Raw genomic sequence first — 15,212 nt, 5'->3', positions numbered from 1 at the left:
GTCCCTCGACCTGTCAGGAAGGGTTACAAACTCTCCCCGCAGGCGACCCCGCTCGCCCAGGCCCACTGGAAATTGTAACCGCCGAGCCAGCCGGTCACGTCCACCGCCTCGCCGATCGCGTAGAGGCCGGGGACGCGTTTCGCCTCCATCGTGCGCGAGGAAAGCTCGCCGGTGGAGATGCCGCCGATCGTCACCTCGGCCTTGGCGAAGCCTTCCGTGCCCGTCGGCGAAAAGCGCCATTCGGCGAGCCGCGCGCCCGCTTCGCGCAGCGCCGCGTCGGGGACATTGCCGAGTTCGCGTTCGATCCCCAGCCGGTCGGCCAGCGCATCGGCAAGCCGGTCGGGCAGGTGTTCGCGCAGGGCCGCGCGCACGCTCGCCCGCGGCCTGTCGCGCTTCATCTGGACGAGCCATTCGGCATCCTCCTGCGGGACGAATGTCACCGCGACTTCGGAGCCGGGCGTCCAGTAGGAGGAAACCTGGAGGATCACAGGGCCCGAAAGCCCATTGTGCGTGAACAGGGCCGCCTCATCGAAACTGCCCGCCCCGGCGCGCGCTCTCACGGGCGCGGAAACGCCCGACAGCTCGCGGAACAGGACATCCTCGCCGCCCAGCGTGAGCGGCACTAGGGCGGGGCGCGGCTCGACCACTTTCAGCCCGAATTGCCGCGCAAGATCGTAGGCGAAGCCGGTCGCGCCCATTCTCGGGATCGACGGCCCGCCGGTCGCGATGACGAGCGCGGGCGCGGCATAGCTTTCGCCCGAGGCGGAGACGGCGAATGTCTCCCCGTCCTTCACGACCGCGCTGACATCGGCGTCGCAGATCACCTCCACGCTGTCGGGACATTCGGCGATCAGCATGTCGACGATCGCCTTCGCCGATCCGTCGCAGAACAATTGCCCGAGCGTCTTTTCGTGCCACGCGATTGCGTGCCGTTCGACCAGTTCGATGAAATCGGCGGGCGTGTATCGGGCGAGCGCGCTCTTGGCGAAATGGGGATTGGCCGAAAGGTAATTGCCGGGCCCTGCGTGCAGATTGGTGAAATTGCACCGCCCGCCGCCCGAAATGAGGATCTTCTTGCCCGGCTTTGCCGCGCGTTCGAGCACCGCGACCCGCAGCCCCCGCTGGCCCGCGCGCGCGGCGCACATCAGGCCGGCGGCGCCCGCTCCCAGGATGATCGCGTCGTAATGCTTCATGCCAGGCGCGATAGGCCTCCGCGCACGCCCGTGCAAAGGGAAGAAAAAGGGCGGGACGAAGCGGCCGGGGGTCGCCGGATACCGCTTCGCCCCGCCAGATGCGCCGCCTCAGCCGGGGCCGTTTGGCAGAGGCGACGCGCAAGTCGGTCCGATCAGGGCCCTTTCGTCATGGTTGGGCCGCGGTAACCAGCTTGCCGAGCGTGTTCCATTCGTCGCGCGGGGACCAGTTGCGGTTCGCGCCGAGGAAGGAATGGTCGTCGAGTTCGAGCAGGCCGATGATGACCTCGGCGACGATGGTCGCGCCGACCGGGCCCAGCCCCTCGCCCTCATTGTCGCTGCCATTGCTCTCGGCCCGGCCGATCACCTCGGCCTCGGCAAGGAGATAGAGCCACAGCGGGATGCCGTCACGACCGAGATCGCCGTTCACCTGTGCGACCTTGTTGAGCACCTTTTCGATCTGCGCCTGCGGGCATCCCACCGCCTCGGCGATTTTTTCTCCCGCGGGCAGGAGGAAGGTGTTGCCGCGCAGCAGGTTGCGGGTGGCAAGCGACTTCTCCCGCGCCGGGGCACGCGGATCGATGAATGGCAGTTCGAGCAGGTCTCCGGCGAGCTTCGTGTCGAGCTTGAGCGCCCGTTCGACCTGGCGGTTTTCGGGCGTGAAGAGAAGTTCGTGCCAGTCCACCACCGCATCCGCATCGTTCAGCGGATCGAAACCGGAACCCAGCGTCGTGCCGAACAGCTCGAACTTGCCGCCGCCCTTCTGGGTCTGGATCTTCATCGGGATCATCGAATGGCCGAAACGATAGGCCGCGACCGAAAATTCGACCGGGATGAAGGGGACGGAGCCGCAATAGACCTTGCGCCCGCAGCCGAGAATCCGTTCGACCACGGGCAGGCCGCACATCGCGACGAGGAAATCGTGCACCACCGCCCATTGGTAATGCCAAGTGGTCACCCGCCGGGCCTCTTCGTAGAGCGAATGGCCGGTGAGACCCTCCTCGTCGTGGATCGTCTGGGCGACGAGATTGTGGAACCGGATGATGGCGAGCTGGATCTGGCTGATGATCCGGTTCTCGTCATTGCGCGGGTCGCCGATGATCGCGCGGCCATTGGGCGCGCGCAGCAGGTCGTTGTCGGGCATCCCCGCCTGACCCGGATTGTCGGCCCCCGTCAGCAGCTTGACGCCGGCGAAGGGGCCGGGATTGCCGTCCACGCGGTCCTGGTTGAACAGGTAGGGCTGCGCCTCCGGGCCGAGCCCGTAGATGCAGTCGAGATCGAGCGTTGGCGTTCGGACATTGGCGATCTCGCCGGGATTGTCGACGACGCTGTCGAAGGTGGTCGATGCATCGAGGGTGATGTCGTGATCGACGAACTGGCCGAAGAAGACCTGGCCGACCGCGACGCTGTCGGTGCGGTCGGCCTGGCTCTTGCCGTCCATCGGCCCGTCGATCGCTCCGATCGCCTCGAGGATTTCGGGCCGGGTATAGGCCGGGGCGAGTTCGGGGAACAGTCGGCCGAAGCGATCGTCGCGCTGGCCTGCCGAATATTGGCTCATGCGGCAAAAGGGCGATAATCCCTCCAGCGGCTTCATGCCATGATGTTCTGTAGTAGTCACTTGTCTGCCTCCCCTGTCAGTTACTGAAGTTAACTAAAAGTAAGGCAACCCGATTCCCTGTTTATTTAACATAGCTTGTCTTAAGCCGAATATAAGGCGAATCTATTGCGTCTTTACGTGCATTTTCGGAGACGAATACATGAATTCGATGCCAGCGCGCAAAAGAGCGGGCGATCGGCGGGCGGTTGGCGAAAGGCGCGCTGTGGCAATCGCGGCTCGACACCTTCCATCCCGTACGCTGGCGCCCTATCTCGAACCCCATGTCCCGAACCGAGGCCGGCACACCGCACGATCCGAGAGGGGCCGAGCGCTTCGATGAAAGCCGCGCGGCCTCCACGGTCGCGCGCGCCCAGCCCGATCTCGAAGCGGGTGTGAAGGCGATCCGCGAAATGGTGAAGGTGCTGCGGCCCGTGCCCGGCGTCTATCGCATGGTCGATGCGAGGGGCGGCGTGCTCTATGTCGGCAAGGCGCGGAGCCTGAAAGCGCGGGTGGCGAATTACACCCAGTGGAAGGCGCTGTCCGGGCGGCTCCAGCGGATGGTCAGCCAGACCCGCAGCATGGAAATCGTCACCACCAATTCGGAGGCCGAGGCGCTGCTGCTCGAAGCGCAGCTGATCAAGCGGTTCCGCCCGCCCTTCAACGTGCTTCTGCGCGACGACAAGAGCTTTCCCTTTATCCTGCTGCGTGCCGATCACACCTTTCCGCGCATCCACAAGCATCGCGGCGCGCGCCGGGCGAAGGGCAATTATTACGGCCCCTTCGCCAGCGCGGGGAGCGTCAACACGACATTGAACGCGCTGCAGAAACTGTTCCTGCTCAGAAGCTGCACCGACAGTTTCTTCAACAATCGCGACCGGCCCTGCCTGCTCTACCAGATCAAGCGTTGTTCGGCCCCTTGCGTCGGACGCATATCCGAGGAGGATTATGCCGGGCTGGTGCGGCAGGCGAAGGATTTCCTCGCGGGGAAATCGGGCGCGGTTCAGGCCGATCTCGAGAAGCAGATGGCGAAGGCGGCGGAGAACCTCGATTTCGAAACCGCCGCGATCCTGCGCGACCGGCTGCGCGCGGCGACCTTTATCCAGGGCTCGCAGGCGATCAATGCCAAGGCCGTGGGCGATGCCGACGTTTTCGCGCTGGCGGCCAAGGGCGGGCAGATCTGCGTGCAGGCCTTCTTCATTCGCGGCGGGCAGAACTGGGGCCACCGCGCCTTCTTCCCGCGCCATGTGAAGGAGGTCGAAGAGGCCGAAGTCCTGACCGATGTCATGCTGCAATTCTACGAGGAGGTTCCCCCGCCGCCGACCATCCTCGTCGACCGCGACCTGCCCGAGGCCGAGCTGATCGAGGCCGCGCTGTCGGAACTCGCGGAACGCAAGGTCGTGCTCTCGATCCCGCAACGCGGCGACCGGCGCAAGCTCATGGCGCAGGCGAGCCGCAATGCGGTCGAGGCGCTGGATAGGCGGCTGGCCGAGACGGGGACCAAGGCCAAGGTCCACCGCGAGCTTGCCGAATTCCTCGAACTCGAAGAGCCGCCGCAGCGCATCGAGATCTACGATAACAGCCATATCCAGGGCGCGAAGGCGGTCGGCGCGATGATCGTCGCCAGTCCCGAGGGTTTCGAGAAGTCGCAATATCGCAAGTTCAACATCCGCGAGGCGCAGTCGAACGACGATTTCGGCATGATGCGCGAGGTCATGCGCCGCCGCTTCCGCCGCTTCGCCGACGGGGAGGAGCCGGGTGAGGGTGCGAAGGGTCACCATGCCGTGCTGCCCGACCTCGTCCTGATCGACGGCGGCAAGGGCCAGCTATCGAGCGTCATGTCCGTGCTCGAGGAATTCGGCCTTGCCGAGGACGTGCCCGTGGTCGGCATCGCCAAGGGCCCGCATCACGGGCGCGAGGGCCGCGAGGTGTTCCATTTTCCCGACGGGCGCGAAAAGACCCTGCCGACCAATTCGCCGGTCCTGTTCTACGCCCAGCGGCTGCGCGATGAGGTCCACCGCTATGTCATCGGCGCACACCGGGCGAAGCGGTCCAAGGGGATCACAGCCAGCCCGCTGGACGAAATCCCCGGCATCGGCCCGGCAAGAAAGCGCGCGCTGCTGCTCCATTTCGGCACCGCGTCGAAGGTCCGCGCCGCCGCCCTAGAAGATCTTCGCCGCGCGCCAGGCGTGAGCGACAAGGTCGCGCGCACGGTCTACGATTTCTACCACGCCGGGGGCTGAAAGGCGCGCGATCGCTTGATCGTCGAGCAATCGGCCAATCGAGCTTCTCGATTCTCCGGATGCACGCATTTCTCCTGAATTTATTGCCGAGCCAAGGCTGTCAGGGTCGGAGCAATGTCCGAACCTCTCGCCCCTGCTGCGCGCATTTCAGAGGCCCCTCTTTCGGAGCCCTCCCTTTCCGACGTCCCTCTTTCGGAAGCTCCCCTTTCCAGCGCCATGCGCCTGCTTCAGGGCGCGATCGACCGTTTCGATGTCGAGGCCGCAGGCCGGCTCGGGCTCGGCCGGAACGACTGGCGCGCGCTGCGCCTGCTGGTCGAAGGCGGGGCGCAGGCCCCGCGCGATATCGGCGCGGCGCTTGGCCTTACCAGTGGCAGCGTGACGACGCTGATCGACCGGCTGGAGGCGCGCGGCCTCGTCCGGCGCGCGAGCGATCCGGCCGATCGCCGCGCTCTCATCGTCCATGCCCGCCCGCCCGCCGTGCCGTGCCGTCCGCGATGCCTACGCCCCGCTCGCCGCCGTCACGGGGCGCATCGCAGACCGGCTCGGGCGGGAACGCAGCGATGCCGCGACGAAGCAATTGCTGGGCCTTGCAAGGCTGGTGGAATGGGCACGCCAGGCCGAGCGCGGCTGACGCGGGGCCGGCTGTGCGCCCGTTCCAAATCCGGCGTCACGAATCCGGCGTCACAAATCCGGTGCATGAGACGGGGAGGCGAACTTGCGAAATCCGCAATGATTGGATATCCGCCCACCTCGCAAGCCGGACTGGCGGCTTGCCAGAGACAAAGATAAAAGCGGGAAGAGCGATGTTCGGCCTCAGGCTGGCATGGGTGCCATGCAAGAAGATGAGCCGTATCCTGCCGGGCGGGACTGTCGGGTTGTTCCGCAGCCAGCCGGCCTATGTCCGCGGCGATGTCTTCCTGCTGAGACACCCTGAACATGGTGAACTCGTCCGACAGATCTACGCCGTCGGGCGGAACGGGCGCTATTCGGTCGAGGTTATCAACAGCGATCAGCAGCGTGGCCTGGGCTTCATAGAGCCAGAATGGGTCCGCGCCGCGATGTTGTTCCGCGTGCTCTGACGCCTCAGGCCAGTGCCGTGCGCCGCCATTGCGCCGCGCGGTCGAGTTGGTCGTGTTCGACCCAGGTCGAGTGAACCCCGCTTGATATCTTGTGCGGCAATGCCATCCGGCAGATCGGCCCCTTCGCGATATCGCCCGCATCGAGAATCGCGCAGTGCGAGCTGCCGCTGTTCTCGTCGATGAGGAAGGTCACGAGATAGGCCTCGTCCTCCCGGGTGGCGCCCTTTTTCGGCACGATCGGGCTTTCGCTGGCATAGACGCCTTCGGGCAGGCGGTAGACATCTTCCTCGCCCGTCCGGGTGTCGTGGCGGACGAATCCGTTGAACAGGAACCAGCCCGGCCTGGTGGTGGTCGACCAGACATAGCGGCTCGGGCGCATCGCGAAGGCGGGGTTGATCATGCCGAATTCGACGATCCGGTCCGACAATCGCTCTTCCCGCGTCTCGCCCGTGGCGAGGTTGAAACGCCAGCGGTGCAGGCGGGACTGGAAGGAGTGTTCGTCGACATAGGCCATCATGTGGCTGTATTCGCCCGCTTCCTCGAGCGGGTCGGGCATCGGCTTGTCCTGGAAATAGCCCTCGAGCACGACCTCGTCGCCGTCTTCGTACGCGTTCGTCCAGTGCAGCACGTAGGTCGGCGCGGCCTCGAACCAGCGGATGTCCTCGGGTTCGCCGTGCCGCGGGATCAGGGCGAAGCGGGTAGGCACGCCCTCATGCAGCCGCGCGGCATGGATGCCGCGTTCGAGCAGCTTTTCATCCCAGAACAGTGGCATGTCGTTGAGGATCGACCAGTTTTTCGTGATCGCCATGTCGTGGGGCAGGCGCGGGCCGGCAAGCGGGACGGGCACGTAATGGACCAGCCGCCCCGACCGGTCGACCACGCCGTAATGCATGAAGGGCGGATGCTTTCCATAGTTGAAGAACATGAGCTCGCCCGTCTCCTCGTCCACCTTGGGATGGGCGGATACGCCGTCCAATGGACCCCACGGCGCCTTGCCGAGCGTCTCCAGCGTCACCGGATCGACCATCCACGCCTCGCCGCACTGGTAGAAGGTCGCATAGGCGATGCCGGCATGGACCACGATATCGGTCGAGCCGGTGTCCTTCAGCCCGCCATGCGCGCCGTAACCGGGGCGCAGGCTCGTGCCCGGCGGGTCCATCAGCCCGCCCCACAGGCTGCCCCCGGCGATCTGTTCCGCCTCGAAGCAATGGGTGCGCACGAAGCGGTTGCGATAGCTCGCGCGGCCGCCCGAAATGCTGACGGCATGGATCATCGCATCGCCGTCGAAGGGGTGGTGGCGGCCCAATGGCTGGTGCACCGGGTTTTCGGTGTTGCGCAGGTAAATCCCGTCCATGTCGGCCGGGATCTCGCCCTCGATCACCTCGAGTTCGGGAACGTCCACCTCCTCGTGACATGGGGTCCACGGACCCGACAGATAGGGGTGGTTCGACGGTTTCAGGCTGGCCCTGACGGGTTTGTGCCGGGTGATCTCCATGCGCTCTCTCCTCGTGCGCGAGCCTAGCGCAGCGCATACGGGTTGCAAGCGCCGCCGATGCGTGTTGCAAAGCGCGGCGTCCGCGGTGAAAATTGATCTTCGTCAAGGCAGCGCGCCCCTGGCGGGGGCACAAGCGGGGCATCTGGAGGGAGACAGGCTCATGAAATCGGTTCTGCTGCATATCGAAGGCGACAGCTGCATGGAGGCGCGCATGCAGGTCGCGCTCGACATTGCCCGTTCGTGCGACGCCCATATCACCTGCCTGCAGGCGGTCAGCTACGAGGTCTTCGCGCCGGGCGATTTCTATGGCTCGGCGCTTGCTGCCGCGATGCCCAAGATCAAGGAAGCGGCCGAGGAATTGCGCAGCGAGATCGAGAAGGATCTCGAAAACGAGGGCGTCTCGTTCGAATGGCGGTTCATGTACGGCATGGCCGAGACGCGCCTGCTCGAACAATCGGCGCTGCATGACGTGATCCTCGTCGGGCCGAACGATGTCGGCGAGGAAGGGCGCGGGCCGTCCGCCATGGTCGGCGAACTGGTGCTGAAGGCACCCGCGCCGGTGCTGGTCGTGCCCAAGGCGACCAAGCAGCTGAATGTGAGCGGCCCGGTGCTGGTCGCGTGGAACGGATCGAGCGAGGCCTGCGTCGCGCTGCGCGCCGCGGTGCCTCTGCTCAGGCACGCCTCCAAGGTCTATCTCGCCACCGTGTCGGAAGATTCCGAGCGCGAGCGGTTCGACTTCCCGCCCACCGAAGGCGGGAAATATCTCAGCCGCCACGGCATTTCGTCGGAGATCATCGAGATTCCGCGCGGGGAGGCGAAGATCTCCGACACGCTCTTCTCGGCGGCGCAGATGCGCGATTGCGGCTGGATGGTGATGGGTGCCTACGGTCATTCGCGGCTGGCCGAGATGCTGCTGGGCGGTGTCACGCGGCGGAGCCTGACCGACCCGCAGCTGCCGATCCTGCTGGCGCATTAGCTTATCTGCATCGCAGCCGCGATCCGGCTTCCTCGCCAGCGCCGGGGGTGCGCTGTCGCGCGTGCGGCCCGGGGAGGGGGGCTACTCGCCCTTCTTCGGGCGCCGCTTCCTCATCATGCCCTCCTGAGCGACGCTTGCCACCAGCCGCCCCTCGCGGTCGAAGATCCGCCCCCGGTTGAAGCCGCGGCCGCCGCCCGACCAGGGCGCATCGGTCGCATAGAGCAGCCATTCGTCCGCACGTGCTTCCCGGTGGAACCAGATCGCGTGATCGAGGCTCGCGCCGACAAGTTCGCCCCGCATCCACGACAGGCCATGCGGCAGCGCGCTCGTGCCCAGCAGCGTATAGTCGCTCGCATAGGTGATCACCGCGCGGTGAAGCAGCGGGTCGTCGGGGAGGGCCGCGACGGTGCGAAACCAGGTGTGGGCGCGAGGGCTCCGTGGCTCGCGGCTCATCCAGTGGAGCTGGTCCAATGTGCGCATCTCGATCGGGCGCGGACGCAGCATCACCGCGCGCTGCGCCTCGTCGAGCCGGTCGCCCATCGCCTCGGCGAGTTCGCGGCGGGTTGCGATGTCGGGCTTCAGCTCCTCCGGCCCGGCAACGTCGGGCATCGGCGCGTCGCAATGTTCGAGGCCGTCCTCGGGCGTCTGGAAACTGGCGGTGAGGTTCAGGATCGGGGTACACGACCCGTCCTCGTTCTCCTGCGCGGCGACGACGCGGCGATTGGCGAAGCTCCTTCCGTCGAAATCGCGCGCGATGCGGTATTCGATCCCCGAACCCTCGCGCCCGCCGCGCAGGAAATAGGCGTGGAGCGAATGGGCGACCTTGCCTGCAGGGATCGACCCCTGCGCCGCCATCAGCGCCTGTGCCAGCACCTGCCCGCCGAACACCCGGCCGACGCCGCCTTTCTGCGCGCGGCCGAGATAGACGTCGGCGGCGCGCTTCTCGACGCGAAGCAGCTGGACGAGACCGGCGACGAGATCTTCGGGAGAGGGCGTGTCGTTCATGGAGCCGGGCAATGCTGCGCCCGCGCGCCAAGGTCAAGCAGGCGCGTCAGCCGCGCGCGAAGAGCCTGCGCCATGCCCGCCAGGCGAGCGCCTTGCCCGGCGCGCGGTGCGGCCAGCGGCCGGGCGCCCTCGGAGAAAGCCCGATGCGCCGCACGAGACCGTTGAAGCAGCGCGCATCGCTTTCCCCATGGCTCCATTCGGAACGCCAGGTGATCGACAGCGAGACCGAGTTTTGTGGGCCATTGCGCACGAAATGGGGTGCCATGACGGGGACATGCACCGCCTCTCCGGGGCGCAGCGGGAACTGAAGTCCGTGTTCGAGGAAGGCGTCGTCCCATTCGAGTTCGCGCGGGCCGCCCAGGTGGTATTGTTCGTGCGCCTCGTCGGGGGCGAAACGGGGATCGCCCGCCGGGAACTGGGTCATCACCTTGGACCCTGCGACCTGCAGCAGGAGGTTGTGTTCGGGATCGAAGTGATAGGGCGTCACCGCATTCGGGCTCGAGATGAAGATGAAGGCCTGCGGGTCCATCACCTCGCCCGTCTTCGCCTCGATTTCGGAGGCGAGTTCGCCCAGCAGGTCCTGCAACAGCGCGGCGTAGGAGGGCACGCGTTCCACATTCTTGAGCACCGCCCAGCTGTTCGTGCGCGCGATCTTGAGGATGGTCTCGGTGATCGAAAGGCCCGTCGGGCCGGGCTTGCCCGCGACCCCCACGGGAACGTCGCCGCGATTGTATTCGACGCTTGCCGAAGGCAGCCGCGCTGCGAGTTCGGCCAGCGCCGGGATCTCGAGCAGCGGGTGGCGGGCAAGGCCGTGTTCGAGCCGGTGCGGCTGTTCGGGGTAATGCGCGGCGAAGACGCGCCGGGCCTTGTCGTCGAATACCGGCTGCACGCTCGGTTCGAAGCGGCGATAGGGTGCGTTCATTCGGGCCTCCCGGGGCGGATTATGCGGCGGCGATTTTCCCATCGCATCAGCGCACCATAGAGCGCTCTGCGCGGGCGACCGGCGATCGCGATGTTGTGGCTCGCCAGCGTGCGCTTCTCGCGCCACAGCCGCTCGATCATGGAATGGCCCTCGGCCGCGCAGCTGTCGGCCCATTCGATCCCGGGCCGTTCCATCAGGGCGAGGTTTTCGAGCTGCAGCAGCAGGCCGGGCGAAAAGCGCGCGAAGCGTTCATCGAAGGCAGTCTTGAAGCTGAACGCGGCGGGCGGGCAGAGGAAATTGGCGAGCATAGCGACCGGCGCTCCGTCGAGTCTCAGCGCGAGCCGTTCGAGCCGCCCAGCCGCAGCCGCGCCCGCCAGCGTTTCGGCGAAGAAGCCGGTCGTATCGGCATGGCTGGCGAGTGCCGAGCCGGCTTCGCCCTTCCACCCCGACGCTTCGAGCGCGAGGAATTCGCGGGTCCAGTGCGCGATGCGCTCGTCGCCTTCGCAGCGCTCGAAGGTGAGGTCGCCCAGTTCGGCGAGGCGCGCATGCTGGCGGCGCAGCTCCTTGCGTTTCTTGGCGGTCATCGAGATTTCGAGATAGGCCGCCGGGCCGGCATCCGAGGCGAGCATGGCGCGACTTTCGCGCCTCGCGAGCGTGCGCGCACGGCCCTGTTCGGCCAGCACCTCCTCCAGGGCTTCGCCGACCGGACCGCGTTCGGGCATCATCGGCACGTGCAGGAACAGCGCGCGCCGTGCCGAACGGTCGAAATGGGCGAAGAGCGCGCGCCAGAACGCATGCTCGAACCCGCGCGCGACGAGCGGCGTGCCGCAGAACGCATTGGCGTGGAGCCAGCCGGTCGCATGGGCCACAGGATAGCCGTAAGAACGCTGCGCCCGGACCACCGGGTAGAGCCCGCACAGCCTTTCGCCGATGAAGAAGGCCTTGATCGTCGCCCGGCCCGCCTTGCCCCAGCGGGCAAGGCCGGGCAGCAGGAACCACGGTTCGAGAAAGGGATTGGGCTCGGCCGCCTCGCGCGCGAGCATTTCCCACCTTGCGCGAAAGGACGGCTCGCCCAGCGCCGCTGGATCGATGATCGCGATGCGGGCAGGGGGGCGATCGGCGGCGGGCGCGCGCGTCTGCGCGGTCGCGGCCCCGCGCTCCCATGCCAGCCTTGGCGAATGCGCCATGTCCATCGCGTGATACCCGTCCCGTTTGCCACGTGCAGCGACAACCGCCGCATCGACAGCGCATCATGCCACGAGGCGGTCCGGCGCGCGCGGGCCGAGATGGGTGTTGTCCGCGAAAGGGACATTAGCGCGAGGGTAAGCTTAACCTCGCGCTAAACGCGGACCCAGCCGAACGCTGCGCCCGGCGGGGTCTGCCGTGCCTTCGCCCGGTCGCTCACTGCGCTCCGGCCAGCGCGGCGAGCAGGAGCAGGGCGACGATGTTGGTAATCTTGATCATCGGGTTCACCGCGGGACCCGCCGTGTCCTTGTAGGGATCGCCCACCGTGTCGCCTGTCACCGCGGCCTTGTGGGCTTCGGAGCCCTTGCCGCCGTGATGGCCGTCCTCGATGTATTTCTTGGCATTGTCCCACGCCCCGCCGCCTGCGGTCATGGAGAGCGCGACGAACAGCCCGCCCACGATCACGCCGAGCAGCAGCGCGCCCAGGGCGGCAAAGCCGTTCTCCTGCCCCGCAAGCGCCGTGATCACGAAATAGACCACGATCGGCGCAAGCACCGGTAGCAGCGAGGGCAGGATCATTTCCTTGATCGCGGCCTTCGTGACGAGATCGACCGTCCGGGCATAGTCGGGGCGGCTGGTCCCCGCCATGATCCCCGGATCACCCGCGAACTGTTCGCGCACGTCGGTGACGACGTCTCCGGCAGCGCGGCCGACCGCGGTCATCCCCATCGCGCCGAACAGGTAGGGCAGCAGCGCGCCCAGCAGCAGGCCGACGATGACGTAAGGGTTCTCGAGGCTGAAATCGACGTCCGCATCGGGAAAGAACTCGCCCAGATCCGCGGTGTAGGCCGCGAACAGGACGAGCGCTGCAAGCCCGGCGGAGCCGATCGCATAGCCTTTCGTCACCGCTTTGGTCGTGTTGCCGACCGCATCGAGGAGGTCGGTCTTCTCGCGCACGCTGTCATCGAGCCCCGCCATCTCGGCGATGCCGCCGGCATTGTCGGTGACAGGACCATAGGCATCGAGCGCCACGACCATCCCGGCCAGCGCCAGCATCGCGGTCGCGCCATAGGCAAGGCCGATCAGCCCGGCGAGCTGGTAGGCCCCGATGATCGCCGCGATGATCGCGAGCGTGGGCAGCGCGGTCGATTCAAGGCTGATCGCAAGGCCCTGGATCACGTTGGTGCCGTGGCCCGTTTCCGAGGCCTTGGCGATCGAGCGGACCGGGCGATAGGCGGTGCCGGTGTAATACTCGGTGATCCAGATGATGATGCCCGTCAGAGCCAGGCCGATGAGCGCGCATCCGAACAGGGCGGTCCCGGTAAACTCGACCATCGGCGCTTCGCCCAGCGTAGCGGTTTCACCGGCGGCCAGCGTCTGCGGGTTGAGCACCGTGCCCATGTCGATCCCGACGCCGCCCAGCGCATATTGCGTGACCAGCCAGATCAGCGGCACGGCGAGCACGGCGGTGACGATGAAGCCCTTGTACATGGCCCCCATCACGTTGGTCCCGCCTCCGAGCCTCACGAAATAGGTCCCGATGATCGAGGTGACGATGCACGCGCCCCCGATCAGCAGCGGCAATGCCATCAGCGGCAGCAGCAGGTCGCCGACATCGGGCAGCAGCAGCGCCGTCAGCACCATGGTCGCGCCGACCGTGACCACGTAGGTCTCGAACAGGTCGGCGGCCATCCCGGCGCAGTCTCCGACATTGTCGCCGACATTGTCCGCGATCACGGCGGGGTTGCGCGGGTCATCCTCGGGGATGCCCGCTTCGACCTTGCCGACAAGGTCGGCGCCGACATCGGCGGCCTTGGTGAAGATCCCGCCGCCCAGCCGCGCGAAGATCGAGATCAGCGAGGCTCCGAAAGCGAGGCCGACCAGCCCGTCGATCACGATCCGGTCATTGGGCGCAAGGCCGACGGGGCCGATCAGCACGGCAAAGAACACCGCGATGGCAAGCAGGGCGAGGCCCGCGACCAGCATGCCCGTGACGGCGCCCGCGCGAAAGGCGAGGGTGAGGCCCTCCTGCAAGCCGGTGCTCGCCGCCTGCGCCGTGCGGACATTCGCGCGCACCGAGATGTTCATGCCGATATAGCCGGCGACGCCCGACAGGACCGCGCCGATGAGAAATCCGATCGCGGGCACTATCCCCAGAAACGCCCCCACCAGCACCGCGACCACCACGCCGACGATGCCGATCGTCGTGTATTGCCGGTTGAGATAGGCCTGCGCGCCCTCCTGGATCGCCCCGGCGATTTCCTGCATTTTCGCATTGCCCGCGCTCGCGCTGAGCACCTGGCGGCTGGTGACGAAGCCGTAGACCACGGCGAGCAATCCCAGCCCTATCGATATGTAGACAAGCTCCACGATCAATCCCCTCTCCTGACGTAGGAAACGCCCCGGTTCTTGCCGGAGTCCATGAGGGAATGGCTGCCCCCGTCCTTCCCTGGTCCTACCACGCGCAGCGGGGGCTGCGAGGGGTCAGTCTATGGCACGCACGAATCGTGGCAAGCCCTTAACCGTCGCCAGCCCCGGCAAGGCGGGGGATTTCATGACGTGGGAACGCGCGCGCCGTCGCCGCAGACGCGTCAGCCGTGCTGGTAACCGAGCGCGTCCGGATCGGTGAAGCTCGACGCGCCGAGCATCAGCGGCGCCTCGCCCGCTTCCTCTATGCAGCCGATGCGAACCGCGTCGACCGGCAGTTCCGCGTCCCAGCTGGCGGTGAAGAGCAATTCGTAATCGTCGCCCCAGCGCATGCAGTCGTCGAGCCTGTCGGATGCGGCTACGGGCACGAGCTGCGGATCGATCACGACGGTGACATCGCTCGCCTCTGCCATGCGATAGGCATCGAGCAGCAGGCCGTCCGAAATGTCCATCATCGCCCCGGCGACGGGCGCGAGCGCAATACCCTCGGCAAGGCGCGGGCGGGGGCGATTGAACGCGTCGAGATGGTTCTTGTCGCCCTCGAAACCAAGCATGGCGCGTCCCAGCGAACCGGTGACGAACAGCGCCTCACCCGCGGTCGCATTGGTGCGCGAAGGGACCGGGCGGCAGGTCGCGCGCCCGATCGCGGTGATGGAAAAGGTGCTCGCCCCCGTGGTCGCGATCGTGTCCCCGCCAAGCAGCGGCACGTCGAATTCGGTCAGCGCATCGGCGAGGCCGGCAAGGAAACGATTGTCCTCGTCGCCGCCCAGCGCATAGCCCAGCAGCACGCCGACCGGTTCGGCTCCCTTGCTCGCAATGTCCGACAGGTTGAGCGCGACGAGCTTCCACGCGACATCCGCAAGGTCGGCGCTGGGCCGCCAATGGGTGTCCTCGGCCATCGAATCCATGTTGATGACCAGCACCTCGTCGCCGATCTCGATCAGGGCGCAATCATCGCGCAGCCCCTGCGCCCCGGGATGCAGCGGAAGGCTGCGAAGCGCGGTGACAAAATCCAGCTCGTTCATGATTGCGACCCCATCCCAATACAATCCTATCGTGACAGGATCATAAACCGTATGGAAAAGGAGGGGAAGGC

General features: G+C 66.6%; 12 protein-coding genes and 1 pseudogene. 5 read left to right on the top strand and 8 right to left on the bottom strand.

Annotated elements, in window-relative coordinates:
- Nucleotides 1-23: 23 nt before the first annotated feature.
- On the bottom strand, nt 24-1,193 hold the full coding sequence (locus Ga0102493_RS10765) for a BaiN/RdsA family NAD(P)/FAD-dependent oxidoreductase (protein WP_034900593.1): 1,170 nt from the start codon (nt 1,191-1,193) through the stop codon (nt 24-26).
- A gap of 166 nt (nt 1,194-1,359) precedes the next feature.
- Complete coding sequence (locus tag Ga0102493_RS10760; protein WP_236922204.1) at nt 1,360-2,748, bottom strand: peroxidase family protein; 1,389 nt, start codon at nt 2,746-2,748, stop codon at nt 1,360-1,362.
- 320 nt (nt 2,749-3,068) lie between these two features.
- Between Ga0102493_RS10760 and uvrC the strand changes: the two genes are divergently transcribed.
- From uvrC to Ga0102493_RS10745, 4 genes and pseudogenes are all read left to right on the top strand, one after another.
- The gene (uvrC, locus tag Ga0102493_RS10755; protein ID WP_034900594.1) at nt 3,069-5,027 is read left to right on the top strand and encodes an excinuclease ABC subunit UvrC; all 1,959 of its coding nucleotides are present in this window, start codon (nt 3,069-3,071) and stop codon (nt 5,025-5,027) included.
- 114 nt (nt 5,028-5,141) lie between these two features.
- Nucleotides 5,142-5,426 (top strand): annotated as a pseudogene (locus tag Ga0102493_RS16630) (hypothetical protein); the annotation flags it as partial.
- A 61-nt stretch (nt 5,427-5,487) separates the two neighbouring features.
- On the top strand, nt 5,488-5,658 hold the full coding sequence (locus tag Ga0102493_RS16405) for a hypothetical protein (protein WP_236922203.1): 171 nt from the start codon (nt 5,488-5,490) through the stop codon (nt 5,656-5,658).
- Nucleotides 5,659-5,830: 172 nt separating this feature from the next.
- Complete coding sequence (locus tag Ga0102493_RS10745; RefSeq protein ID WP_034900597.1) at nt 5,831-6,106, top strand: hypothetical protein; 276 nt, start codon at nt 5,831-5,833, stop codon at nt 6,104-6,106.
- Nucleotides 6,107-6,110: 4 nt separating this feature from the next.
- On the opposite strand, the gene Ga0102493_RS10740 is transcribed toward Ga0102493_RS10745, so the two are convergent.
- The gene (locus tag Ga0102493_RS10740) at nt 6,111-7,601 is read right to left on the bottom strand and encodes a carotenoid oxygenase family protein (RefSeq protein WP_034900599.1); all 1,491 of its coding nucleotides are present in this window, start codon (nt 7,599-7,601) and stop codon (nt 6,111-6,113) included.
- Between the two features lie 160 nt (nt 7,602-7,761).
- Between Ga0102493_RS10740 and Ga0102493_RS10735 the strand changes: the two genes are divergently transcribed.
- On the top strand, nt 7,762-8,577 hold the full coding sequence (locus Ga0102493_RS10735; protein ID WP_034900601.1) for a universal stress protein: 816 nt from the start codon (nt 7,762-7,764) through the stop codon (nt 8,575-8,577).
- An 81-nt stretch (nt 8,578-8,658) separates the two neighbouring features.
- Here the strand turns inward: Ga0102493_RS10735 and Ga0102493_RS10730 are convergent, their stop codons facing one another.
- The 5 genes from Ga0102493_RS10730 to thiL form a co-directional block, all read right to left on the bottom strand.
- Nucleotides 8,659-9,582, bottom strand: coding sequence for an acyl-CoA thioesterase (locus Ga0102493_RS10730; protein ID WP_034900603.1), 924 nt, complete (start codon nt 9,580-9,582; stop codon nt 8,659-8,661).
- A 46-nt stretch (nt 9,583-9,628) separates the two neighbouring features.
- Nucleotides 9,629-10,504 carry a cupin domain-containing protein gene (locus Ga0102493_RS10725; RefSeq protein WP_051697475.1) on the bottom strand — a complete coding sequence of 292 codons (876 nt, stop codon included), beginning with the start codon at nt 10,502-10,504 and terminating at the stop codon, nt 9,629-9,631.
- Nucleotides 10,501-11,691 (bottom strand): GNAT family N-acetyltransferase, encoded by a 1,191-nt coding sequence (locus Ga0102493_RS10720; RefSeq protein WP_236922202.1) that lies wholly within the window; start codon nt 11,689-11,691, stop codon nt 10,501-10,503. Before Ga0102493_RS10720 ends, Ga0102493_RS10725 begins: the two co-directional genes overlap by 4 nt.
- Nucleotides 11,692-11,905: 214 nt before the next feature.
- Nucleotides 11,906-14,059, bottom strand: a complete 2,154-nt coding sequence (locus tag Ga0102493_RS10715) for a sodium-translocating pyrophosphatase (RefSeq protein ID WP_034900632.1) — start codon at nt 14,057-14,059, stop codon at nt 11,906-11,908.
- Nucleotides 14,060-14,280: 221 nt separating this feature from the next.
- Nucleotides 14,281-15,141: a thiamine-phosphate kinase gene (thiL, locus tag Ga0102493_RS10710; protein ID WP_034900605.1), complete on the bottom strand. Its 861-nt coding sequence runs from the start codon at nt 15,139-15,141 to the stop codon at nt 14,281-14,283.
- Nucleotides 15,142-15,212: the final 71 nt, after the last annotated feature.

The sequence above is a fragment of the Erythrobacter litoralis genome (genome assembly GCF_001719165.1).
Taxonomy (GTDB): domain Bacteria; phylum Pseudomonadota; class Alphaproteobacteria; order Sphingomonadales; family Sphingomonadaceae; genus Erythrobacter; species Erythrobacter litoralis.
Note: the sequence above shows the minus strand (reverse complement) of the source record. Positions and strands in the feature narration are given on the sequence as shown.

Excerpts from the sequence above, each read along its gene's own strand:
- Ga0102493_RS10765 (WP_034900593.1), bottom strand. The coding sequence starts at position 1,193 with ATGAAGCATTACGACGCGATCATCCTGGGAGCGGGCGCCGCCGGCCTG.
- Ga0102493_RS10760 (WP_236922204.1), bottom strand. The coding sequence starts at position 2,748 with ATGAGCCAATATTCGGCAGGCCAGCGCGACGATCGCTTCGGCCGACTG.
- uvrC (WP_034900594.1), top strand. The coding sequence starts at position 3,069 with ATGTCCCGAACCGAGGCCGGCACACCGCACGATCCGAGAGGGGCCGAG.
- Ga0102493_RS16405 (WP_236922203.1), top strand. The coding sequence starts at position 5,488 with ATGCCCGCCCGCCCGCCGTGCCGTGCCGTCCGCGATGCCTACGCCCCG.
- Ga0102493_RS10745 (WP_034900597.1), top strand. The coding sequence starts at position 5,831 with ATGTTCGGCCTCAGGCTGGCATGGGTGCCATGCAAGAAGATGAGCCGT.
- Ga0102493_RS10740 (WP_034900599.1), bottom strand. The coding sequence starts at position 7,601 with ATGGAGATCACCCGGCACAAACCCGTCAGGGCCAGCCTGAAACCGTCG.
- Ga0102493_RS10735 (WP_034900601.1), top strand. The coding sequence starts at position 7,762 with ATGAAATCGGTTCTGCTGCATATCGAAGGCGACAGCTGCATGGAGGCG.
- Ga0102493_RS10730 (WP_034900603.1), bottom strand. The coding sequence starts at position 9,582 with ATGAACGACACGCCCTCTCCCGAAGATCTCGTCGCCGGTCTCGTCCAG.
- Ga0102493_RS10725 (WP_051697475.1), bottom strand. The coding sequence starts at position 10,504 with ATGAACGCACCCTATCGCCGCTTCGAACCGAGCGTGCAGCCGGTATTC.
- Ga0102493_RS10720 (WP_236922202.1), bottom strand. The coding sequence starts at position 11,691 with ATGGCGCATTCGCCAAGGCTGGCATGGGAGCGCGGGGCCGCGACCGCG.
- thiL (WP_034900605.1), bottom strand. The coding sequence starts at position 15,141 with ATGAACGAGCTGGATTTTGTCACCGCGCTTCGCAGCCTTCCGCTGCAT.